The organism is Kumtagia ephedrae (assembly GCF_003012745.1).
GTDB classification, from domain to species: Bacteria; Pseudomonadota; Alphaproteobacteria; order Rhizobiales; family Rhizobiaceae; genus Kumtagia; species Kumtagia ephedrae.
The window spans coordinates 18241-42557 of record NZ_PXYK01000021.1 but is presented as its reverse complement, the minus strand read 5'-3'; the positions used below and the strand labels follow the sequence as shown (position 1 = coordinate 42557).

At 65.3% G+C, this 24317-nt stretch carries 15 protein-coding genes and 1 tRNA gene; 5 read left to right on the top strand and 11 right to left on the bottom strand.

The window, feature by feature from the left end:
* Nucleotides 1-147: 147 nt before the first annotated feature.
* A complete protein-coding gene (locus C7I84_RS20330) occupies nt 148-1089 on the bottom strand; it encodes a 2-hydroxyacid dehydrogenase (RefSeq protein WP_106774051.1) in 942 nt (313 codons plus the stop codon).
* Between the two features lie 239 nt (nt 1090-1328).
* On the opposite strand from C7I84_RS20330, the gene C7I84_RS20325 reads away from it, so the two are divergent.
* From C7I84_RS20325 to C7I84_RS20305, 5 genes are all read left to right on the top strand, one after another.
* Nucleotides 1329-2303: a complex I NDUFA9 subunit family protein gene (locus C7I84_RS20325; RefSeq protein WP_106774050.1), complete on the top strand. Its 975-nt coding sequence runs from the start codon at nt 1329-1331 to the stop codon at nt 2301-2303.
* Between the two features lie 140 nt (nt 2304-2443).
* Nucleotides 2444-5563, top strand: coding sequence for a double-strand break repair protein AddB (gene addB, locus C7I84_RS20320; RefSeq protein WP_106774049.1), 3120 nt, complete (start codon nt 2444-2446; stop codon nt 5561-5563).
* A gap of 276 nt (nt 5564-5839) precedes the next feature.
* Complete coding sequence (gene addA, locus C7I84_RS20315) at nt 5840-9352, top strand: double-strand break repair helicase AddA (protein ID WP_106774048.1); 3513 nt, start codon at nt 5840-5842, stop codon at nt 9350-9352.
* A 74-nt stretch (nt 9353-9426) separates the two neighbouring features.
* Complete coding sequence (gene trxA / locus C7I84_RS20310) at nt 9427-9750, top strand: thioredoxin (RefSeq protein WP_106774047.1); 324 nt, start codon at nt 9427-9429, stop codon at nt 9748-9750.
* Between the two features lie 188 nt (nt 9751-9938).
* Entirely contained in the window at nt 9939-10490 is a 552-nt protein-coding gene (locus tag C7I84_RS20305) for a GNAT family N-acetyltransferase (RefSeq protein ID WP_106774046.1), read from the top strand.
* Between the two features lie 465 nt (nt 10491-10955).
* Here C7I84_RS20305 and C7I84_RS20300 read toward each other — a convergent pair.
* The 10 genes from C7I84_RS20300 to C7I84_RS20255 form a co-directional block, all read right to left on the bottom strand.
* Nucleotides 10956-11040 (bottom strand) — tRNA-Leu (locus C7I84_RS20300).
* Nucleotides 11041-11158: 118 nt separating this feature from the next.
* Nucleotides 11159-12148 carry a capsular polysaccharide export protein, LipB/KpsS family gene (locus C7I84_RS20295; protein ID WP_165816156.1) on the bottom strand — a complete coding sequence of 330 codons (990 nt, stop codon included), beginning with the start codon at nt 12146-12148 and terminating at the stop codon, nt 11159-11161.
* 383 nt (nt 12149-12531) lie between these two features.
* Complete coding sequence (locus C7I84_RS20290; protein WP_106774044.1) at nt 12532-13887, bottom strand: UDP-glucose dehydrogenase family protein; 1356 nt, start codon at nt 13885-13887, stop codon at nt 12532-12534.
* A gap of 207 nt (nt 13888-14094) precedes the next feature.
* Nucleotides 14095-14715 (bottom strand): hypothetical protein, encoded by a 621-nt coding sequence (locus tag C7I84_RS20285; protein ID WP_106774043.1) that lies wholly within the window; start codon nt 14713-14715, stop codon nt 14095-14097.
* Between the two features lie 139 nt (nt 14716-14854).
* Nucleotides 14855-16819, bottom strand: a complete 1965-nt coding sequence (locus C7I84_RS20280) for a glycosyltransferase family A protein (protein WP_106774042.1) — start codon at nt 16817-16819, stop codon at nt 14855-14857.
* Nucleotides 16820-16828: 9 nt separating this feature from the next.
* The gene (locus C7I84_RS20275) at nt 16829-17434 is read right to left on the bottom strand and encodes a class I SAM-dependent methyltransferase (protein ID WP_106774041.1); all 606 of its coding nucleotides are present in this window, start codon (nt 17432-17434) and stop codon (nt 16829-16831) included.
* Between the two features lie 9 nt (nt 17435-17443).
* The gene (locus C7I84_RS20270) at nt 17444-18382 is read right to left on the bottom strand and encodes a prolyl oligopeptidase family serine peptidase (protein ID WP_165816154.1); all 939 of its coding nucleotides are present in this window, start codon (nt 18380-18382) and stop codon (nt 17444-17446) included.
* A 12-nt stretch (nt 18383-18394) separates the two neighbouring features.
* On the bottom strand, nt 18395-19117 hold the full coding sequence (locus tag C7I84_RS20265; protein ID WP_165816153.1) for a methyltransferase domain-containing protein: 723 nt from the start codon (nt 19115-19117) through the stop codon (nt 18395-18397).
* Between the two features lie 76 nt (nt 19118-19193).
* Entirely contained in the window at nt 19194-21002 is a 1809-nt protein-coding gene (locus tag C7I84_RS20260) for a glycosyltransferase family 2 protein (protein ID WP_106774039.1), read from the bottom strand.
* A 2-nt stretch (nt 21003-21004) separates the two neighbouring features.
* Nucleotides 21005-23719 (bottom strand): coiled-coil domain-containing protein, encoded by a 2715-nt coding sequence (locus C7I84_RS20255; RefSeq protein ID WP_133170125.1) that lies wholly within the window; start codon nt 23717-23719, stop codon nt 21005-21007.
* Nucleotides 23720-24317: the final 598 nt, after the last annotated feature.

Here is a 24317-nt window from a genome sequence, read left to right as displayed (position 1 = left end):
CCTGCGTCGCTGTCCCCGTTTTTGCCGAGCGGCAACCGGTTGGAGACTAAATGCGGCGATTTAAGGGGGCGTAAACTTTGGTCCGGCAGCCATGCGCCGGGGCGCGTCGCGCTTGCGCATGCTGGCATGAGCCGCGGACGCGCCGCCTCAATACCCCGCCTGCCGGTCGACGAGGTCGCGCAGCGGCTCGCCGCGGTCATGCGCCTCCATCTGCGCCAGCATCGGCGCGACCAGATGGTCAGGGTCGGAGGTGGCGGCGGCGTGCGGCGTGACGAAGACGCGCGGATGGGTCCATAGCGGGCTGGTCTTCGGCAGCGGCTCGACCTCGAACACGTCGAGGCTCGCCTCCTTCAGCGTGCCGTCGTCCAGCGCCCGCAAAATGTCGTCGTCCTTCTGCAGCCGGCCGCGGCCTGCATTGATCAGCACCGCGCCGCCGAGGCCGTTGCGCTTCCGGAGTTCCTTGAGCAGGCCGTAGTCGACGATGCCGCGCGTCGCCTCCGTCAGCGGCAGCAGCACGACCAGAATGTCGGTGGCGTTGAGGAAGGGCCGCAGGCCGGCGTCGCCGGCGAAGGTGGTCACGCCTTCGACCCGGCGCTCGGAGCGGCTCCAGCCATTGACGCGGAAGCCGAGCGACAGCAGGGCGCGGGCGGCGTCGCGGCCGAGGCTGCCCAGTCCCATGACGCCGACGGAGACGTCGCTCGCCGTGCGCTGCGGCAGCTCGCGCCAGATCTTGCGCTTCTGCTGGGCCTGGTAGGACGGGCCGAAGCGGTGATGGTCGAGCACCCGCCACACCACATATTCGGTCATGTGCCGGGCGAGGTTGTCGGCCACCACGCGCACGATCGGCACGTCGGGCACCGTCGGGTCGGCCAGGATATGATCGACGCCGGCGCCGATCGAGAAGATCGCCTTGAGATTGGGCAGCCCGGCGAGGATGCTGGGCGGCTGCTTCCACACCACCGCATAAGCGATCGACGGGTCGCCCGGCCCGTCCGGCTTCGTCACCACCTCGCGGCCGGCAGCCAGAAGCTCGTGCCAACGCTGCGGGTTGAACCCGCTGACCGACAGCAGAACCTTGCCCTTGTCCATTCGCATTCCTCCTGACCCAACTGGATTAGTCTTCCCAACCGGATTCGCGCAAGGCCCTGAACGGTGGCCGGCTGGGGCCAAGGCGCGGATGCGCAAGGCGGAGCGCGTTCTTTTCAGGGAACGCGCGCGTCTGCCGCCGGCGTTTTACGTGATTTCCGCCGCATCCGCGGGCGCTTTGCCTTTTCGGCGAAACCGATTATGAGACGGGCGACAGCCAAAGGCCTGCCCGGAGCCAACAGATGACCGAGATTCTCCAGACCCCGAAACTCGTGACGGTCTTTGGCGGGTCCGGCTTCGTCGGCCGGCATGTCGTGCGGGCGCTGGCCAAGCGCGGCTACCAGGTGCGCGTCGCCACCCGCCGGCCCGACCTCGCCGGCCATTTGCAGCCGCTCGGCAATGTCGGCCAGATCCAGGCAGTGCAGGCCAATCTGCGCGTGCGCTGGTCGGTCGACCGCGCCGTGCAGGACGCCGACCACGTCATCAACCTCGTCGGCATCCTCTACGAGGGCGGCAAGCAGCGCTTCGCCGCCGTGCAGGAAGTCGGCGCCCGCGCGGTGGCGGAAGCCGCGCGTGCGGTCGGCGCCGGCCTCACCCATGGCTCGGCGCTCGGCGCCGACGCCCGCTCGCAGTCTGTCTATGCCCGCACCAAGGCCAAGGGCGAGGAGGCCGTGCTGGAGACGGTGCCGAACGCCGTCATATACCGTCCGTCGATCGTGTTCGGGCCCGAGGACCAGTTCTTCAACCGTTTCGCCAACATGGCCCGCTTCTCGCCGGTGCTGCCGCTGATCGGCGGCGGTACCACGAAATTCCAGCCGGTTTTCGTCGGCGACGTCGCCGAAGCCATCGCCCGCTCGGTCGACGCCAAGGTCGAGGGCGGGAAAATCTACGAACTCGGCGGCCCGCAGGTTCTCACCTTCCGGCAGTGCATGGAGGAGATGCTGGATATCATCGAGCGCAAGCGGCTGCTGGTGTCGGTGCCGTGGTCGATCGCCTCGCTGCAGGGCGCGATCCTGGGGATGCTGCCCAAGCCGCTGCTGACCTCCGACCAGGTGACATTGCTCAGGACCGACAACGTGGTGTCGGAGGCGGCGGAGCGGGAAGGCCGCACCTTCGCGACCATCGGCCTGCAGCCGCAGACCATCGCCACGATCCTGCCCTCCTATCTCTGGCGCTACCGCCCGGCCGGACAGTTCACCCGGCGCACCGAGGCCTGAGCACAGGCCCGACCGTCGAGACTCCGTGTTGCTTGTCGCGAAACCGTGCGTCCGCGTTCGCGTGACGCGGCCCTTGTCCGAATCTGCCGTCTGCGTGCAGATAGGGCAGGTTTCCGCGAGCGAGGTTCGAAATCATCCACATGACGACCCGGCCGCAGCCGCGCGTGCTGACCATCCCGTCCGGCCTGCCCTTCCTGCCGACGCTGGCGCAGGCGCTGGCCGACGGCCGGCTGGTGCCGGACTTCCGGGCGGACGGCGATCCGCTGGCGCTGGCCGAGGTCACCGTCTACGTGCCGACGCGCCGCGCCGCGCGCGAGCTGCGCAGCGAATTCGTCGAGCGCGCGGCCGGCCGGCCGGTGATCCTGCCGACGATCCGCCCGCTCGGCGAATTCGACGAGGACGGAGCTGCCTTTGAGGCCGGGAGCGAGGCTGCGCTGGAACTGGATCCGCCGCTCGCCGCGATCGACCGGCTGCTGCTCCTGGCACCGATGGTGCGGTTGTGGAAGCAGCGGCTGCCCGCCCATGTGGCGGCAAAATTCGCCGAGGAGGTGGTTGTTCCGGCCTCCGCCGCCGACGCCGTCTGGCTCGCCCGCGATCTGGCCGCGCTGATCGACGAGGTCGAGACGGAAGGCACCGGCTGGACGAAGCTCGGCGAGCTGGTGGCCGGCGACCTCGCCGGCTGGTGGCAGGTGACGCTCGATTTCCTCGCCATCGTCACAAAACACTGGCCAGAGCTCCTGGCGGCCCGCCGGCGCTCCAATCCGGCGGCGCATCGCAACGCGCTGATCCTGGCGGAAGCCGCACGGCTGAAGGCGCGCCCGCCGGCCGGCCCGGTGATCGCCGCCGGCTCGACCGGCTCCATTCCCGCCACCGCGGAGTTGCTCGCCGTCATCGCCCGGTTGCCACGCGGCGCGCTGGTGCTGCCCGGCCTTGACGCCGATATGGACGAAATATCTTGGGCAGCATTGAACGACCTCGAGCCGGAGCCGGCCATCCTCGGCCATCCGCAGTTCGGCCTGGCGAAGCTGCTGCGGCGCATCGGCGTGCCGCGAGAGGAGGTGGACGAGATCGCGTCGCCTGCGCCCGCGCTGGCGAGGCGGGGCCGGCTGGTGGGCGAGGCGTTTCGTCCGGCGGGCACTACCGACACCTGGGTCGCACGTCGCGCCGACTTCAGCGCGGAAGACGTGGCCGCCGCCTTCTCCGGCGTGGCGCTGGTGGATGCAGCCAACGAGCGCGACGAGGCGGCGGCGATCGCCATTGCGCTCAGGCGCGCCGTGGAGACGCCAGGCCGCACCGCGGCACTGGTTACCGGCGACCGCGGCCTCGCCCGCCGCGTTTCGGCCGAGCTGCTGCGCTTCGGCATCCGCGCCGACGATTCGGGCGGCACGCCGCTTTCCGGCACGCCGCCGGCGGCACTGCTCACGCTGATGCTGCGTGCCGTCTTCCAGCCCGGCGATCCGGTTCCGGTGCTGGCGCTGCTGAAGCATCCACTGCTGTCGCTCGGCCTCGGACGCACCACCGTGCGCCGCGCCGTGGAGGCGATCGAGCTCGTCGCGCTGCGCGGCGGCTATGGCAGGCCCGACGTTTCGGCGCTGGCAAAGCTGTTCGAGCAGCGCCTGGAGGCGCTCGCCGGCGCGCCTCGCAGGCCGTTCTGGCTGACCAGTCTATCCATGGACGATCTCCGCGAGGCGCGAACCGTGCTCGCGGCGCTCGACGAAGCGCTGGCGCCGCTTACCGCCATCGCAACGGCCGGCGAGGTGCAGCTTGCCGAGATTGCCCGCGTCTCGGTCGTGACGCTGGAGGCGCTGGGGCGCGGCGAGGATGGCGGGCTCGACGCACTCTATGCCGGCGACGCCGGCGACAAGCTCGCCTCCTTCCTGCGCGGGCTGGTGGCTGCGGAAGCCGCGTACGACTTCGCGCCGCGCGAATGGCCGGACGTGTTCGACGCGCTGATAGCTCCGGAGGTGGTGAAGCCGGCACAGGGTTCCGACAGCCGCGTCGCCATCTGGGGCGCGCTGGAGGCGCGGCTGCTGTCGCCGCATACGCTGGTCGTCGGAGGCCTGAACGAAGGCGTGTGGCCGCGCAAGGCGGTGTCGGACCGGTTCCTGTCGCGGGTGATGAAGATCGGCATCGACCTGGAGCCGCCGGAGCGCCGCATCGGCCAGTCCGCCCATGATTTCGAGATGGCGATGGGGGTCGAGCAGCTCTTGCTGACGCGTGCCGCGCGATCGGGCGAATCCCCCGCCGTCGCCTCGCGTTGGCTGCAGCGCATCCTCACCTTCGTCGGACCGGAAGAGGCCGGGCGGATGCGCCGGCGCGGCGCCGACTACCTCGCCTGGGCGCGGGCGCTGGATGTGCGCGGCGAGGAGATGCTGGCTCCGCGACCCAATCCCAAGCCGCCGCTGGAGATGCGGCCGCGGCATTTCTCCGTCACCGAGATCGAGACGCTGCGCCGCGACCCCTATGCGATCTACGCCCGGCGCATCCTGGAGCTCATGCCGCTCGAAGCGCTGGTGCGCGATCCGGGTGCTGCCGAGCGCGGCACGCTGTTTCACGAGATTCTGCACGATTTCTCCGCATCCGGCGTCGACCCCGCCGCGCCGCAGGCGCTCGAGGTGCTGCTCGAGGCCGGCCGCGCGTGCTTTGCCGCCTTCGCCCTGCCGGCGGACGTCCATGCGGTCTGGTGGCCGCGCTTCGCCAAGCTGGCGGCGAACGTCATCGCCTGGGAAGCGGGCCGCGTCGTGCGGGCACGCGTGCCGGAGGCGAGTGCCGCGAAGACGCCGGTCGGCCGCAGCGGCGTGACGCTCTCCGGCCGCGCCGACCGGATTGATCTGCTGCCGGCGGAGATGGCCGACATCCTCGACTACAAGACCGGCTCGTCGCCGTCCAAGGTGCAGGCGCACCGGCTGATCGCGCCGCAACTGGCGCTGGAGGCCGCGCTCCTGAGGCGCGGCGCCTTTGCCGACATCGGCCACTGCGAGCCCGCCGACCTCGCCCACGTCCGGCTGAAGGCCAATGGCGAGGTGGTGCCGGAATCCATTCTGGAGATCAAAGGCAGCATCCGCACGGCCGGCGACCTCGGCGAGGAGGCCTGGGCGCGGCTGGAAAAGCTGCTCGACCACTACGCGCTGCCCTCGACCGGCTACCTGTCGCGGGCGCTGCCCTTCCGCGAGGGCGACGTCGACGGCGACTACGACCACCTCGCCCGCGTGCTGGAATGGTCCGCCGGCGGGGACGAGACGGAGGGCGGCGATGTCTGACATCCTGACGCCCGACGCCCGCCCCTTCCGTCCTGAGCCTGTCGGATGGGCCGGACATCTCCCCCACAAGGCAGGAGATGTCGCATGCGGCCTTACCCCCACCCCTAACCCCTCCCCTCAAGGGGGAGGGGAACTGGCTTGCGTCTCCGCCAGGCGCCAATTGCCAACGATTTCGCATGGCATAGCGGCCGCAAAGTCCCCCTCCCCCTTGAGGGGAGGGGTTAGGGGTGGGGGTACGATGACGCGCGAAGGCGGGACCTCCGGGGTCGTGCCGTCATGAAGCGCACCTACCCAGTCCCCGAAGCCACCCGCGACGCCCAGGCCAGGGCGTCGGACCCGGCCAATTCCGCCTGGGTGTCGGCCAATGCCGGATCCGGCAAGACGCATGTCCTGTCGCAGCGCGTCATCCGCCTGCTGCTGGAGGACACCGACCCGGCGCGCATCCTCTGCCTGACCTATACGCGGGCGGCGGCCGCCAACATGTCGAACCGCGTCTTCACCACCTTGTCGGAGTGGACGATGCTGTCCGACGAGGCGCTGGCCGAGCGCATCGAGGCGATGGAGGGCAGGAGGCCGGGCCGCACCAAGCTGAAGCGCGCCCGCCAGCTCTTCGCCCGCGCGCTGGAGACACCGGGCGGATTGAAGATACAGACCATCCACGCCTTCTGCGAAGCGGTGCTGCACCAGTTCCCGCTGGAGGCCAACATCGCCGCGCATTTCGAGATGCTCGACCCGCTGATGGAGGAGGCGCTCTATGCCGAGGCACGTCGCGAGCTGCTGACCGGCGCGGTGGGCGCCGACGCGCCGGATCTTGCCGCCGCCTTCGCCGCGGTGCTGGAGCGCGGCGGCGAGGCCGGGCTCGACGCGCTGCTCGCCGAAATCCTAAGGAACCGCGACGGCCTGCGCGCCTTCATCGACACGGTCGCCGGCGACGATCCACCTTATGCCGCCCTGCTCGAGGAGTTCGGCTTCGCGTCGGACGTGACCCGGGCGCAGGTCTCAGCGGCGGCCTGGCCGCTACCCGGCTTCCCGCCCGCCTTCTTCAACGCCTTCGCCGCGGCGGCGCAGCAGACCGGCGCCGGCCGCGTGCTTGACATCGTCCTGCCGGCAGCCGCGCGCGCGCTTGCCGAGTCCGATCCGGAAAGGCGGCTGCCGCTGCTCGCCGAGGCATTTCTCAGCGCCAAGGGCGAGCCGTACAAACCCACCTGGCTGTTCAGCAAGGCGTTGCTGGGCCGCCTGCCAGACCTGCCGGAGCGGTACGAGGCGGCCTGTCAGGCCATCATCCGCACCGGCGACCGGCTGGCGCTGCTTGCCATGCTGGAGAACACCCGCGCCGCGCTGACTATCGCCGACTGGCTGATCGGCCGCTACGAGCGGCTGAAGACCGGCCGCGGCTTCCTCGACTTCAACGACCTGATAACCCGCACCGTCCGGCTGCTCTCGCGCCAGGACGCCGGCCCGTGGGTGCTCTACAAGCTCGACAAGGGCATCGACCACATCCTGATCGACGAGGCCCAGGACACCAGCCCGGACCAGTGGAGCGTGGTCGGCCGCATCGCCGAGGAATTCTTCGCCGGCAAGGGCGCACGCGACGATGTGCAGCGCACCGTGTTCGCCGTGGGCGACGAGAAGCAGTCGATCTATTCCTTCCAGGGCGCGGCGCCCGAAGCCTTCGCCGCCAGCGGCCATGCTTTTTCGCAGAAGGTGCGCGGCGTCTCCGGCAACTTCGAGAATGTGAGGCTGACGCTCTCCTTCCGCTCTACCGACGACGTGCTCGGTGCCGTCGACCGCGTGTTTTCGGCCGAGCAGGCTCGCCGCGGCCTCACCTTCGCCGGCGATCCGGTCGAGCACAACGCCATCCGTGCCGGCGCGCCGGGCTATGTCGAGGTCTGGCCGTCGGTCGGGGCCGATACGGTCGAGGAACCGGACGATTGGACGATCGCCATCGACCATGCGACCGCGCCGGCGGTGCGGCTGGCCGAGACCATCGCCCGCACCGTCGCGCACTGGCTGAAATCCGGCGAGGTGATCGAGGGCACCGGCAAGCGGCTGACGCCCGGCGACGTGCTGGTGCTGGTGCGCAAGCGCGGCAGCTTCGTCAATGCGCTCGCCAAGGCGCTGAAGGACAGGCACATCCCGGTCGCCGGCGCCGACCGGCTGAGCCTGCCCGCCCACATCGCCGTCAAGGACATGATCGCGCTCGGCCGCTATCTGCTGCAGCCGGAGGACGATTTGTCGCTGGCGGCGTTGCTGAAGAGCCCCGTCTTCGGTTTCGACGAGGAGGCGCTGTTCAGGCTGGCGGCAAGCCGGCCGGGCTCGCTCGGCGAGGCGCTGCGGGCTCGCGCCGCGTCCGACCCGGACTGCGCCGAGGCGGCCGGGCGGCTGGAGCGCTGGGCCAACGAGGCGGCGTTCCGCAGGCCGTTCGAGTTCTATGCCGGGGTACTGGGCCGGGATGGCGTGCGCGCCAGGATGATCGCGCGGCTCGGCCAGGAGGCGGGCGACATCCTCGACGAATTCCTGAATTTCGCGCTGGCGCAGGAGCGCGCCGGGCAGCCCGGCCTGGAAACCTTTTTGGCGACGCTGGAGCAGGCCGCGCCCGAGATCAAGCGCGAGATGGACCAGACACGCAACGAGGTCCGCATCATGACGGCGCATGCCGCCAAGGGCCTGGAGGCGCCGGTGGTGTTCCTGGCCGACGGCGGCTCGCAGCCGTTCAGCGCGCAGCACCTGCCGCGGCTGGTGCCGTTCGCGCCGAAGGGTGGGCTGGCGGGAGCGAAGGGGTATCTGTGGCGCGCGCCCGGCGAGACGTCCAACGGTTTTATGCGGCAGCTCGAGGCCGAGATCGGCCAGCGCGCCGACGACGAATACCGCCGCCTGCTCTATGTCGGCATGACGCGCGCCGAGGACCGGCTGATCGTCTGCGGCTTCCACGGCCGCCGGCCGCCGGCCTCTACCACGTGGCATTCGCTGGTCCGGGCGGCCCTGACCGGCGATCCGCGCTGCATCGAGATCGATCACCCCGTGGCGGGAGCCGTCCATCGCTTTCGCGTCAACGGTGCGGTCAGCCCAGCGGCGGCGGTTGCCGAATCCGATGAGGCGCCGGCAGCAGCGCAATCCCTGCCGGAAAGCCTGCTGCGGCCCCTGCCGCCGTCGCGCGCGCTGCCGCGGCCGCTCGCACCCTCCGGCGCGGCGTCCCTGGTGGTCGAGCCGGGCGAGGCGGTGGTGTCCGGCCGCTCGCCGGTGCTCGACCCGGAGGCCGAGCCGGCCTTCGCCATCGAGCGCGGTACCGTGCTGCACAAGCTGCTGCAGGTACTGCCCGATCTGGCGGAGGAGGACCGCGAGCCGGCGGCCCGCCGCTATCTCGGCCGCGCCGCCGCGCACTGGCCGGAGCACGAGCGCGAGCGGGCGCTGGCCTCCGTCTTCGGCATCCTGCGGGCGGAAGACTTCCGGCCGCTGTTTGCCCATGGCTCGCGCGCCGAGGTGGCGGTGATGGGTCGCGTCGCCGTGCGCGGCGAGGAGCGCGCCATCTCCGGCAAGATCGACCGGCTGGCGGTGACGGCGCGCGAGGTGCGGATCGTCGACTACAAGACCAACCGCCCGGCGCCGTCCGGGCTCGAACAGGTGCCGCCGGCCTATGTCACGCAGCTGGCGCTCTACCGATCGCTGCTGCGGCCGATCTATCCCGGCCGCACCGTGTCGGCCGCGCTGCTGTTCACCGAGGCGCCGCGGCTGATCGTGCTGCCGGCCGCGGCGATGGACGAGGCCCTTGTCCGACTCACCATGGCGTGAAACAACAACTGCTTGAAGGCGATTGCCCGCGCCACTACATCTTGTACGAATTCGAACCGGAAAGGATTTCCCGCATGGCCACCGTCAAGGTCGACAAGAACAATTTCAAGGCCGACGTCCTCGACGCCGAGGCGCCGGTCGTCGTCGATTTCTGGGCCGAGTGGTGCGGTCCCTGCAAGATGATCGGCCCGTCGCTCGAAGAGATCGCGACCGAACTCGCCGGCAAGGTGAAGATCGCCAAGCTCAACATCGATGAGAACCCGGAGCTTGCCGCGCAGTTCGGCGTGCGCTCGATCCCGACGCTGATGATCTTCAAGGATGGCGAAGTGGCGGACATGAAGGTCGGGGCGCTGCCCAAGACGGCGCTGTCGCACTGGATCAACGGCGCCGTCGCCTGACCACCCGACATCGAAATCCTGCCTGCAAACCCCCGGCACCGCCGGGGGTTTTCGTTTGGCGAAGACGTTGCGCCAACCACTCGCGGATCGACAGGTTCCTGCTGGCCTGCCGGCCACCGCAATGTTGGCTCCATCGGCTCCCGTCCGCTCCGTCTATCGTGCCGGACCTTGTGCAGGAACCGCGACCCATGCCGGAAGCCACGCTCGTCCGCATTCCCTCGCTCGAGACCGCGCGGACGGTCCTGCGGGCACACCAGCCTGGCGATTTCGACGCCTATGCAAGGATGTGGACCGTGCCGGCGGTGACGCGCTTCATCGGCGGGAGGGCACGGAGCCGCGAGGAGAGCTGGATCCGCTTCCTGCGCCATGCCGGCATGTGGGCGATGACGGGCTTCGGCTTCTGGGCGATCGAGGAGAAGGAAAGCGGGCGCCTTCTCGGCGAAGCCGGTTTTCACGAACTCAGGCGCGACCTGACGCCTTCGATCGAAGGGTTTGCCGAGGCCGGATGGTCGCTGGTCCCGGAAGCGCATGGACGCGGCATTGCGACGGAAGTCGTCGGCGCGGTGGTGGCCTGGGGCGACCGCGAGCTGCGCGGCCGGCGGCAGGTCTGCATCATCGATCCGAAGAACCATGCCTCGCTCCGGGTCGCGCAGAAGTGCGGGTTCCGCGATCCGGTGGAGGCGCGTCTCGGAGAGGAGACGGTGCTGCTGTTTGAGCGGGAGCGGATGGTTTTTGCGTAGCCTGGTGCCCGTTCACAAGCGCAAACGGGCGAATTTATCACAAGAACTGCGGTTTTCCGCGGATAAGACCCGGTTTCAGGTAAGCTTTGGCATCAACCACTGTTCCAAAGCCTGTTCGGCGACGCCGGAACTATGCCGAGAACGCGCCGTCCAAGCGGACCTATTTGATCTTTTGTCGGCACGAGATCGGTCGCGACGGCTGGATCGCGGGTACGCAGCGGGAATTTGATCTCACCGTTCATTTTGACGGTGGCGGCATCTCTGTCGTGCGCAGACTGCTGGACGCCCGATAACCGCCGACATCCACACGCTGATAACGGAATGTCCGCAGGAACGCGTCGCCGGAACCAGAATTGCCCGGTACCGCCCCACCTCGTCGGCGACGGCATTCGCAAAGCCCATGTGACCCAGCCCTGTGTACCAGTTGGGGTCGAAAAGCCAGAAACATGAGCAAAAACAATGGAATGGTGCCCAGAAGAGGACTCGAACCTCCACTCCTTGCGGAACACGGACCTGAACCGTGCGCGTCTACCAATTCCGCCATCTGGGCAGCGCCGCCGATGTAAGCGGGCGCGGCGCGCGTGTCAACGCAGTTTTTCCCGATTGTTGGTGTCGGCGCCCTCCGCGCCGGACTTGTTGCGCCGGCGCGGTCGCGCAAGCGGTTGCCTTCATGCGTAGCGCGCGACCTGCCGCCGCACGCGCTGCTCGGATTTGAGCCAGGAGACCGCGTCCTCGCAGGAGATCGGCGCGTTCGACAGAGGATGGAAGTAGCGCGGGTAAAGACAATACGCCGCGGCCAGCACCTCGCGTGGCGATAGCCGGCGCTTGCGGCGCGCCACCGGATGCCGGTCGTCGGTGAACCCCCAGCCGGAATAGAAGGGCGCGCCGAAAAGCGTCACGCTCTTGCCGCGCAAGGCGGCCTCGAAGCCGGCCAGCGAGGTGATGCAATAGACGCGGTCCGCCGCCTCCAGGCATTCGGCGAGGGAATAGTGGGGGCCGAGCACGTTATACCTGCTGCCGTTGCCGGCCAGCGCCGGCGTGGCGCCGCGGCGCTGCATCGCCACGCTCTCGGGATGGGGCCGGAAGAGAACCTCGTCGTTGGGGTTCTCGTCGAGCGCGATCTGCAGAAGTTCGTCATTGGTCATCGGCTTCGCCGCGCCGTAGCGGATGGAAAGGTCGGCCTCCACCTGTCCGATGACGAGGATCTTCCGGCTGTTCCGGCGCAGGCCGAGATCCCCGATCCGGCCGTGATCGCTCCAGAAGTTGTATTTGGTGAGACCCGAATTGGTCAGGGTGTCGAGGAGAGCGTCGGCCCGGCGCATCAGCCGCGCATCGGCGGCGAAATCATGGGATGCGAGGATGGTCTCGAGTTCCGACGGATTCCTGTAGTCGAAATGCATGGCTTTGCGGTCGAACACCAGGCTGAGCGGCTTTGTCCTGTTCACACCCAGTCCGAGGGAGCGAAGGAAGCCGTCCTCGACCACGACCAGCGGAATCCCCTCGCGCTCGCACAGGCCGCGCAATCCGCTCGGAAACTTGTAGCTCCAGGCAAAGATCTCCGGTCGCGGCATCGTGAAGATCGTCTCCAGCGTGCGCGGACCGACGCGGGGGCTGTGACCGAGGAAGATGACGTTATGGTCGGGAAGAAAATCGACCATGAACGACTTCCACTTCGAAAACCCGACAAGAACGGCGGTTTTTCGCCCATTGTCAGGAAGATTCTTGGACAATCCGATTATTTTTTGAGCATACATGCCATCCGCGATTGCAGAGCGGATGTAGATATATGGTCTATAGATTTCCCGCTGGATCGCGTCACGCATCTTTGCTTGAAGCCGCAGCTGCTATTTTTCCTTCACGCTTGCGTCGGACAGTCAGCCGATAGTACGGCGTTTTCGTTGCGTTGCAACAACTTTGCTGCACTGCAACGATTGCGGGGCTGCTGTCTTGGAAAGCGGTTCGAGCGCCGGGCTGGCCGGTTGCCGAAGCGCCAATCGAGGCAAGACGGAGGACCGCGCGGCACGTCGCCGGCCGGCAACGGTCAGACGGCGACGCTCTTCAGCGGCTCGGCAACCTTTTCGGCGATGCCAGGCTGGCCGATGCCGATGCCGAAATGCCGAAAACCCCGGTCTGCCATCTCGGCCGTCTTGTAGATGTTGCGCAGGTCGAAGAAGGCGTCGCCCTTCATCAGCCGCTTCAGCCGAACCACATCCAGCGCGCGATAGGCGTCCCATTCGGTTATGACGACGATGGCGTCCGAGCCCTCCGCCGCATGGTAGGGGCCGTCGCACCATTCGACATCGTCGAGCAGCTTGGCAGCCTCGGCCATGCCTTCGGGATCATGCGCGCGGATGCGCGCGCCGGCGGCCTGCAGGGCAGGCACGATCACCAGCGACGGCGCCTCGCGCATGTCGTCGGTGTTCGGCTTGAAGGTCAGGCCGAGCACGGCGACGGTCTTGCCGCTGAGATCGCCGTCCAGGGCGGCCAGCACGCGTTCGGCCATTGCCCGCTTGCGCGCCTCGTTCACGTCGACGACGGCCTCGACGATGCGGATCGGCGCGCCGGCGGAGCGGGCGGTGCTGACCAGGGCAAGCGTGTCCTTGGGAAAGCACGATCCGCCATAGCCCGGACCGGCATGCAGGAATTTCGGGCCGATGCGCCGGTCGAGGCCGATGCCGCGCGCCACCTCCTGCACATTGGCGCCGACGCGCTCGCACAGGTCGGCGACCTCGTTGATGAAGGTGATCTTCGTGGCCAGGAAGGCGTTCGCCGCGTATTTGATGAGCTCCGCCGTTTCCAGGCCCGTGAACAGGATCGGCGTCTCGTTGAGAGAGAGCGGCCGGTAGAGGCTCTGCATGACGGCGCGGGCCTGCTCGGACTCAGCCCCGACCACCACGCGGTCCGGGCGCTTGAAGTCCTCGATCGCCGAGCCTTCGCGCAGGAACTCCGGGTTGGAGGCGACGTCCACGGCGGCATCCGGGCGGATCGCCTTGATGCGGCGCAACACCTCGCGGTTGGTGCCGATCGGCACGGTCGACTTGCAGACGACGACGCAAGGGCCCGCGAGGCAGCGCGCGATCTCGTCGGCGGCCGCATAGACATAGGTCAGGTCGGCAAAGCCGTCGCCGCGGCGGGTCGGCGTGCCGACGGCGATGAACACGGCATCCGCACGCTTCATGGCGGCGGGCAGGCTCGCCGTGAACGACAGACGGCCCGCATCGCGATTGCGCGCCACCAGATCTTCCAGGCCCGGTTCATAGATCGGAATTTTCCCGGCTTCCAGCCGGGCGATGCGGCTCTTGTCCTTGTCTACGATGACGACTTCAAAGCCGAAATCCGAGAAGCAGGCTCCAGAGACAAGGCCGACATAGCCGGCGCCGATTACCGCGATTCTCACAACAGGTCCCCTTTTGTGGTTATGCCACGGAAGACCCTCCCTGAAGGCATTAGGGTCTTGGTTTGTCTATTAGTCAAGAACTTTTGCGGATATTCGCTATATTTACGAATTTTGTGCTGTCTAGGAAGGTGTAATTGAGCGAAACCATTCATTATGTCCGTTTCGCAAAGAAAAGGCCAGCACAAACTTGACACAAGGAAAGAGACGCTACTCATTGTATACTTGGTATCTTTTTCCCTTTGCATAGGTGACCTCCGCATATGCGGCGATGAGCCGGGCAACATTGTTCCGCTCCACCAATCCCGGCTCGACATGGAACTCCGCCATGCGGCCGATGGTCCTGGTCGGCTTCACGAACTCCTCGACCTGATGATACGCTTCCCTGTCGACATAGTCGTCGAACAGGACAGTGACCGGACGATCGACCATCATGCAGACGGCTGCCAGGCAGGCGGGACGGAAACGGCCGTCGATCAACACGACGTCCGGTTGGCGGAAGAACGGCTCGTCCCATATCGCCAGCGGATAGCGATGGAACAGTTGCCATGAGCGGCTGTCCCGAGGGCGGCCCCACGTGCCTGTCGGGCCGATGTCCACATGATAGAGCATGGCCGGCGAGGGGAGGTCCGCCTCGTCGATATGGAGTTGGAGCCCCATCGCCCAGTCGCGATCGCTTTCGACGCTGAAGATGAGCTTGCCCGGCCTTTTGGAGGCCATGACGGTCGAGCCGCCCGACCCGTATTCAAGGATGACCCGTGCCGCTTCGTAGGCCGCCCGCACGCAGTCGGCCTCCGCCTCGGGCATGGTCAGCGTGTATTTCTCGTCCATGAAGCCTCACAAACAACGCCAGAGAGGGATCTGAGCCCGTTCGCCCTGTCGGTCAACGCAGGCCGCCCGATAAGGCGCGGCTGCCGCGAGCCGGAATCTTGGCGGGATTGCCCGATGCGATGCAACCCGCAGCCCGAGATCATGCCGTCTCCGCTTCGGAAAACCGGGAGACATGCTCCTCGAACGAGATATGGAGTTTCTTGCGACCGCCGGCGCTTTGACGCTGCCATTCGAGCCATTGCGCCCTGTATGCCTCCCGGACCGGCGAATAGCGGTTCTCGTCATAGGCCGCGGTGCCCGACTGGGTAAGGGAATCGGCACGGTGCAGGCCGAAGGCCAGCGGCTTGTGAAGCACGCCGACCGCATTCGGCCCGAAAACGGTCCGCATCCGCTGCAGGAACTCGCTGTCGGCGCCGGTCGTGTTCGCATCGAAGCCGCCGATTTCGTCGAAGACGCTCTTCTGCACGAACATCGACGCCGGGTTGTGGTGGAGGATGAGTCCGGAGCGGCTGAGAAGAAAGCGTCCCTCCTCGTCGATCCGCGCCCATCGCGACGTCGACGCGACCAGTTCCGTCCGCAAGGACATGAACTTCAGGTGTTCCTGGATATGATCCGGGTGCCACCAGTCGTCGGAATCATGGAACGTCACGTAGCTTCCCCTGGCGCTGGCCAGGACGCTATTCTTAGACCGGTAGGTACCGACATTCGCCTTGTTGGCGACCACGGTCATACGGTCGTCCGCCCTGGCCAGTTTCTTCAGGATATTCAGGGTGGAGTCGTCGCCGCAGTCCTCGACCACGACGAGCTGCAGGTTGGAATGGGATTGCGCGAGAACGCTCTCGACGGCGAAGCCTATGGTCGCTTCCGCTTGGTATGCCGTCATGATCACCGTGACCAGCGGCCCCCAATTGTTGCGGGGTGGGCGGATGTTGACGATGTTGGGAAGGGCGAGCGGCCTGTCCGCATTTGCGAAAGCGATGCCGCGCAGCGCGTAGGAGGCAAAACACTTGTCGATCGACATCTTGCTCAACGCCAGATCGCCCTGCTTCAACGCGATGTTGGAGATCATCAGATGCGCGTCCGACGGGCAGTTGGGACGCCGCAGCGCCCGCTCCAGTTCGAAGCGGGCGAGCTCGTGGTCGCCCTGCGTCTCGAGCAGGAAGGCCTTGAGTATCTGATCGCGCGGCGAGAAGGTCAGCAGGTCTGCCTCCAGCCGGCCCAACTCCTTGAGAGCCGATTTCGCATCGCCCGCCCAGGCATGGATCGACGCCTTCTTGCGCAGCAGGGCGGGCGGCTCACCCAGCCGGCTCGATCCGCGATTCAGGACGTCGATCGCCTCGCCCGCCTTTCCCACACGGGCTAACGCATTGGCATAGATGTCGAAGAATTCCTGCCACATCGAGGCCAGGACGAATGGCTGCGCCCCGTATTTTTCGAGGAAGGCGGCGCATTTCCGCGTCTGCAGGGAGTACAGGCCGTTGCGGTTGTCGACGATGATATCGGCCAGATCCAGCACCGAAACGACCTTGTCGCCAGCCGCTTCCGGATTGGCGCGCAACCATCGTCGGAAGCGGGTGACAAAGACGATGTCGTCGCGGGTGACGTAGCTTTTGACCGTCCGGAATATGTCGGACATGGATTTCCCGCACAGATCGCGGAAGATCGTGGAATCGCCCCCGCCGGCCACCGAGCCGTTGACCAGCGCATATTCGATCTCGTCGAAGACGGGTGGAGCCGGGATCGCGTCGATCTCGGCGTTCCTGTCCTTGCGCGCCAGCTTCCCGGCGCGCTGGCGGGCGGTCTTGATGTATTCCTCGGCGCTGTACAGCGGATGCAGCCAGCGCGGGAACATGCCGCCGGCCAGCCGGCTCAGCGCGATCCTGGCCCGCCACTGGGCCGACCCTCGCAGCTTGCGGGCGCGAGCTTCGTAGATCATCGCCAGATGAAAGTAGTAGAAGGCGAGCGCCTTCGCGTCATCGTCTACCTTCTTCATTTCTTTCAGCTGATCGAAATCAAGTTCTTGCAGCCGAATTGCCTTATCCGATCCGGGGAAATTCTTACTCATTTCTCCGCCTCTTCTACGAAAATCAAGCACGTCGTGCATCTTCCCTTGTCACGAGCGGGCGATTCTCTTCTCGGCCATCTCGCGACCGAATTTGCGGTCCGGATCGACGTCGTAGACGCAGATCAGTCGCTTGTGCTTCGAACCCTGAAACGGCTCCTCGACCACAATCTTGTAGTTGGCTTGCCGCCCCATCCAGTCCGACACCTTTTCGTAGTCGACGGGATCGTGCACGTGGCCGCGGGTAGGGCGACCGCTCCAATTGTAGGGCACGGAGATGATCACGAGATCGCTTAGTTCCAGAAGTCTTCGGGCGAAGCGCTTCGCGTCGGGCACGTGCTCGAGAACTTGCAGGCAGGAACAAAGATCGAACTTCTTGCCGAAGTCGAGCTTGAAGATGTCCCCTTTGACCGGCCTCACATTGGCCGATTGATAGGGCACACGGATGTCGACGGAAACGCGCTCGGGAATCCAGTCGAACCAATCGAGATAAGGACAGTTGCCGGAGCCGACGTCGAGCATGCTTTTCGCCGAGACGCCGACCGTGCGCACCATATAGTCGATGTACCGGTAATAAAGCATGTCGCTGCGTTTACGCCAGTAATCCTGGGTGCTGTAGGGCGACTCCCTGAGAGCCGGAGTTCCTATATGATCCATTGGAGATCCTCAGGATATCTCGAGATCGCTGGGGGACAGCATTGCGCGCTCGGCGGAAAGCCGGTCGGCAACAGGCGATCGAAGGAGTTGCCGAACGAGCCTGGCGAACCGAACTCCAACCGATGTCTGTGGCCTTCCGTTCGTCGCGCCTGGATAAGCGCGTTCTATCGCCGCCAAAAAACGCTCTTTCGTAGGCGGATTGTGCCCGGCGACTGGATCGGTGTAAAAATTAAAAGAGACATTCTTTTGGATCTCCGCCGGCAGGCGCGCCACTGCATCCCTAAAATTCTTACAATGATTTCGGAAGTGAAAGTGATCGTCGGTATTCTGCCAGTAGACGATCTTCGCGCGTGCGCTATAGCGTGGGATACTCTCTATAAGCGATGTTCGATCTCCCCATTGGCCCGAAGAATCGCCCATATCCGGACAAAAGCGCGCCATGAAACGCGAGATGGCCCGCTCGCGGTAACGCATGATGTCGACCTGAGGGTTGAAAACGACCGCGCCGTCGCACCGGTTCCGGCAGGCCGCCATAAGGGCGGCGAAACCGCCTGCCGATGACCCAACGCACACGATCTCGGCATTTTTCCCGACTGTCCTGGTGCAGACGTCCTCGACCAGATCCATCAAGTCGTCGAAGGTCCCGCCATCCCGGTCCGCGACATACCAGCCGATTTGCAGGTCATCGCGGCCGTCTACCGATGCATCGCTGACGCACAGGACGGGATTGGAAAAATCGCTAGCCCAAGTCCATCGCTGAAACGTCGGTCCCTGGCCCAGGAGATGAGCCGGAATCTCTCCGTTGAAAAACACGAAGATGCGAGAATGGTCCGGGTTGTTGCGGAAAAACAGATGATCACGTTTTCCGCACGCGCCGACCGCGACATCCGCGAGATCCGGCACGTCCGGGATATGCCGGCATGGCCGGCTGGCGCCGAATGCCTTCAAGGAGACCATCCACTAGATCCGTTTGACCGGGAAAACGGAAGCGCCGCACAGACGCCACCACCGCTTAGGAATATTGGCGGCGAGGAGATCATTTTCCGAAAAATAGTCCCGAAGGTCGTAGTCCTTGTCGATGCCCAGCACCATGCCGACGGTTCGGTCGAAATCAAGGCTTCCGAACATGCGGAAATGGTCGAATTGCTTGAACTTCTCAGCCCTTTCCTTGCTGCTCAGCTTGCGATCCAGGTCTTCGCGATAGTAGCCGCCTACCTGCATCGGGATTGAAAAAAGCTGGTAGCCGCCAGGCTTGACCGCTTGTTGCAGCTTCTGGAGGACCACCGCGTAATTGCATGGAAGATGCTCGAGCACATGATTGTGCACGATCAGATCGTAGTGGCTTTCTTTCAGCGAACCCAGGTCACTGCAAAGGTCAAACTTCCTGATCGGCATCCCGATGTCGTAACGCTCGGGATCCAGGTCGCAGGGCTCATATGCCGAGAGTGACAGCGACTGGAAAAACTTCGACAATCCCGGCTCCGGAGCAAAGTGGAGAATTCTTGCGCCAGGCTTCAATTTGACGATCTTGTCGATAAACAGCTTTGCGACGCGCGTCCGCTCGACCGAATGACAGGTCGAGCAACGGCTATTCAGGCGACCTCTGAAGTCATAAAATGTGCTTCCCGCGCAGATCGGGCACTTCATCTTGATTTGCGAAGGGCTTAAAACTATTGCGTCCACTTCTTTCTCCAATTCGCCTGATCTGAAATCCCGTTGTTGGATAACACGGCAGGAGCGCCGTCGGATCGTCAACTGCTTAGGTGAAGTTGCTCGTCTTAGCGGCTTCGCAGGCAGCCCCAGGAACGATGACGGCTGTGTTCTCCTTTGCCAGGAGTTCGAAGAATTCGTCGCAGAAGCGCTGGGCATACATGGGCCACTCGATATCGTTCTTCGGGTCCATCACGTGCGTGATCCCGTAGCGCATCGTGCCGTCCCGGGCCGCCGCCGTCATCTGGCGCACAACCGCCGGGTCGGAACAATCGCCCAGCAGATGCTCGTCGACCACGATCGCGGACTCGTCCCGGGTGAACATCTGACGCGGTATCATTCGCCGCTTCATCTCTTCCTGTTCCGGTGTCAGGCGCCCGCCCACGCTTTCATGCCAGTACCTGCAAATTTCTCGGTAATAATGCCGCAGCCCGTAATATGTCGTGCTTACGTGCGTAAGCTTGGTGCGTGTGAGGGAGCTTTCATCGTCCAGAGCGAAGGCCATCGGGGTTTCGCGCAGCAGCTTTTTCACCGCCGCCTCGCCGAAAGCATTCTCCACCCGCCAGATATATTCTGTGTCGGCGGACACGCGCACATTGTCCCAGCCGCCGAGCCGATCGAGCACCGCGCGTCGAAACAGGAAAGACGAGTGGCTCCAGTGAATGACCTGATCGGAGAGCCGCCAGTTGGTGGTGAAGCGCAGATCGTGATGGACCCGCGCCCAGTGGGTCAGGACCCCCATGAGATCCGGATTCTGGACGAGAGCCCCGATCTGCCGCTCGATCTTTTGCGGATGCGACCAGTCATCCGCATCGTGAGTTGTGATGAAATCGCCTGAAGCCACCTCCAGCCCACGATTGCGGGCGGGGTAGGCGCCCTGGTTGCGCTCCTGCCGTACCGGCACGATCCGGCTGTCCGAAGCGGCCAGCCGGCACACGACGTCATAGGTGTCGTCGGGGCTGCAATCGTCGACCACGATGATTTCGAGGTTCTGGTACGTTTGCTTACAAAGCGAGCGGAGAGCGACATCGATGAAGCGCGCTGCGCTATAGGCCGGCATGATCACGGACACCTTGCCTACATCGGCCTGCGCGCAGGGCGTCGGCACTCCTTCTATGTTGGACAGGGCAAGCGGCTCGCCGGTCTTTCGCAGCCGGATTTCGGCCAGGTCATTTCTGTGGAACGTCTTGTTTATCTGTGCCAGACGCGCTTCGTCGTCGTCCTGCACATTGGCCAGCGCCAGATAGACGTCGGAATCGACCTGCTGCTGGCGGATCTTTGCGAACGAAGCACCGGCGCCCTTAGCATCTCCGAAATTAAGGCGGAGAAAGCCAAGCCGCATCTGCACATCCTTCGACGAACCGGCGTGCGACGACGAATATGCGGCCTTGAGCAATATACCGAGCGCCTTGAAGGAATCGCCCCTATAGTCCAGCCAGGTAGCGACCGTCACGGCCGCGACCCGTCTAGCCTTGTTGGAATAGCCTTCCGCCTGGGCGATTTCCTCGAGCTCCACGGCAGCACTCTCACCCAGGCCCGCCCACAGCTTGCGGTACAGCCGGCGCACAACGTCCACGTCGCTCGTATCGACCCTGTAGGCCCGCCCTTGCGTCTGCCCGTGCAGCACATAATGCACGACGGGATTCAGGCCGGAATCCTCGACGTCGGGATAGCGCTCCACGTAATATCTGGTGTCGAAGTTCTTGCCGGGGTTGCGGCCGAGGCGCGCGCCGTACTTCAGATAGTGCTCTGCGGGGTCCATCCCGAGGATGCCTACGTCGGGATACTGGTCGCGATACCACTTCGAATGAAGCTGACCGGAGTTCCTTAGATGCCGCAGTTGCTCCTGAAGCTCCATCCTCAAGCCTTTCGTCTCTGCTTCTCCGTCAACGGCCTGCTCTTGGCCCTACCGTGAAGTTCATAATGGACGAGCGCATTCTCCCCGGACCTGGACACGTCCCGGTTGGCTCCGTAATAAGCCATGGTATCGAAGCGAGGACCTGGGTTTCGTCCTTCGTATGCACCATAAAAAAGATAATGCTGCGCTGCGTCAAGACCCACTTCGGCAATATCGCTATAAGTCTCCAAGTACCATCTGCTGTCGAAGAACTCAGATGCACGTATAACGTCCAGAGCCTCACGACTTTGCTTGGTGAGGAATCTACTTGTCAGCCCACGATTAAGGCTTATCTTGCCGCTTTTTAGTGCAGATGCCCTGATCTCGTTTTGAATTTGCTTCTCAGTGAGCAGCTGCTCATTGGCATCACGAAGTGCAGAAATTTCGCGCTCCAGCGCGTTGCGGGCGGCATCGCGCTCATCAGCGATGCTGGTGATGCGGGCAATCTCCTCGAATCTCCGTGCTAGATTGCTGCGCGCCTCCTCGAACTCGGCCTTCAAAGTCTCTTCCGCGACGCTGCTGGCCTCCAGCTCACGCTGCAGGCGGCGCGCTTCCGCCGCAGCTTCCTTCCTGGCCTCATCGAGCGCCTGAGAGGCCTCGTCGCGACTCTTCTCCATCCGGTCCCGGTCGGCTCGCAGCTTCGACAGCGCGGCGTTGGCGCTTGCCAGTTCCGCCTTCAAAGTCTCTTCTGCGGCGCGGCTGGCCTTCAGTTCGCGCTGCAGGCGGCGTGCTTCCGTGCCGGACTCCTGGCGCGCCTCCTTGAGCGCTTCGACGGCCTCGCCATGGTTTGCAACGAGCAGATCGTGCTCGGACTGCAACCGCGTCAGCGAGGCGCTAACGGCCGCCAGTTCGGCGCCGCGCTGCTCGCAAAGCTCGGTCATGCGCGCAAGCTCGTCGAAACGGAGCGCAAGAGCGGACTGCGCCTGATGCAGCTCTACCCTGACGTCCGCCTCCACGACTTTGTTCTTCGCGAGCTCCCGGTTGAGGTGCTGCACCTCGCTTTCAGTGGCCGACCGGGCCTGCTTCAGCTCCTCGATCTCGTCGCGCAGCGCCACGGCGTCGGACCGGTGCTGCGCGGCCTCGCCCTCCAGCCGCTGGCGGTCGCGTTCATGCCGCGCTTCCTCTTCCTGGCGTTCGGCGCGCAGTTGCGACAGCTCGGCGTCGCGCCGGCCGATTTCGTCGTGCCACGCTTCCCGCTCGGCGCCGTGCTCCGTCTCCAGCTTGGTCAGCAGCCCGCGCAGACGCGCCAGTTCGTCGTCTCGGGCGGCGGCTTGCAGGCTCCGCTCGGCCTCCGCCGCCCTCTGCCGTTCGAGCTCTCCGGCCAGCGATGCGATTTCGGCGTCCTTGGCGTTCAGGCCCTGCTCCAGACCGGCCCGTTCGGCAAGCTGCGCCCGGAGTTCGTCCTCCAGCGTGCCTCGCCGTGCCAACTCCTCCTCGGCGCGCCGGTAACCGGCAGCCGCTTCCGCCTGCGCGGCTCTCGCCTCGTCACGCTCCCAGACCAGTTCCCTCAGCGCTTCTTCCTGGGCGGCCAGTGCCGCGTTCAGATCGCGCTCGACCGTCTCCCGCCGACCGATTTCGCCGGCAAGTTGCTCCGCCCCGACCCGGACTGCGGCCAGTTCCTCGTCGCGCGCGGCAAGCCGGGCCGCCATCTCGTCAAAAGTCGCTTGATTGGCGGCCCTTGCGCTCTCCGATTCGGCCCATGCGTCCTGCAACCGGGCGATGCGCCCTTTCGCCTCGGCCAATTCCGCCGACCTTTGCGCTTCGCCGGTATCCAGTCTGGAGGTGAGATCGAAGATCGTGGACTGGAACGATGCGATCTGGCGGCTGCGGGCGTCGTAGGCGCGCCCGCTCTCCTCGAGCTTTCCGCGCAGTTCGGTGACCTCCGACTGCAGCCTTTCCGCCTGCTCGACATGCATGGCCAGCGCCGCGCTCGAATCCGCCTGCCTTGCTTCGAGCGCATGCATCGCCTGCTCGGCCGCATGCGCCTGCCCGAGCCGCGTGAAGATGGTCTGGACGGCCCCGTAGCCGTGGCCGCCCAGCGTCAGCTTGGCCAGTTGCTGCAGCCGTTCGTTCTGCAGTGCCTCGCGGAAGAAAACCGTCAGCCCAGGGCCCTGCTCGAACCCGATCCTGGTCGCGGATTCCAGGGCGAGAGCGTCTATGCAGTCTTTGCCGACCTGCTCGTCCACATGATCCAGGCCCTCGAAGATGACCACGCACCGCTCGGACAACTGCGACTTCAGCGCCCGGAGGAGGCTGTGCTGCTCCTCGTCCAGCAACGCCTGCGATACGTAGAGCAGGTCGATGCCCGCTATGCGGCTGCGGCCCTCCCAGCCCTTGCGGGGGAGGATGAATGAAAAGTCCGAATAGTTCTCGTCGTTGTAGCGCCGCTGGTCCTCGGCAATCCCCGCGACAGCGGAGGCGAAGCACCTGGTTTCCAATCCGTTCCGCTCGACCGACTGGCACACCGCGAAATAGGCGACGCCGTCGCCGATCTCGGGAGCCAGGAAGACGGTCGGCCGCACGACCTCGGTCAGCCAGAACAGGGCGGGAATGTTGGGCAAGAGCCTGGAGGCGCGCACATATCGTGCCTTCCAGAAGAGCGAACGGGAGGCGAGGGGCTGCACGGATTGCAGGCTCGGTTCCTGCGCGTAGTGCGTGATACCCTTGTCAGCGTCCATCACAGTCCGTTCCCTTCTTCGCATGAGCTTCACCATGTCTGTTCGACCCCGGCCGGGGTCGAAAACTCAATCCTGCAGATGGAACCGTCCAGTCCGGCTATCGAGACTCCGTATCAGCCGCCGGAGGGCGGGCACTCTGCAAAACCGGCACTGCCTTACGGAGAGGCAGGCGCACGTCGATCGTTCCCCGTCCGGTCTGCTCAGGCAGCCCGTAGCGTCCCGTCATGCGGCCATGCCGCTCGCCAATCGCTGGTGACATCATTTGGTCAACAATGATGACCTATGAGTACAACCGATGGAAGCGCGGTGTCTAGTCGCGGCGCGCCCCAGTTCCGGCGGTGGCCAGGAGCATTTCATGGCGATCGTCACCCACGAGTGGGAGGATGAGCCGCGGGCAGCGCACTGCCCGCGGTAAAGTCTTTGCCGCCGCTGTCCGTGATGTCTCAAGTCAAGCCGCCAAGTCGAGCGACGGGCCGTCAACTCATGGCTACCCGAGCCTTTGGCCGGCGGGAGAAGGGATAGCTCGCGCTTTACCAAATCGCCGATTGGTTACACACTTGGCGCCCGGCGGCATTGTAGGGTGAGCGGTTCGGCAGTA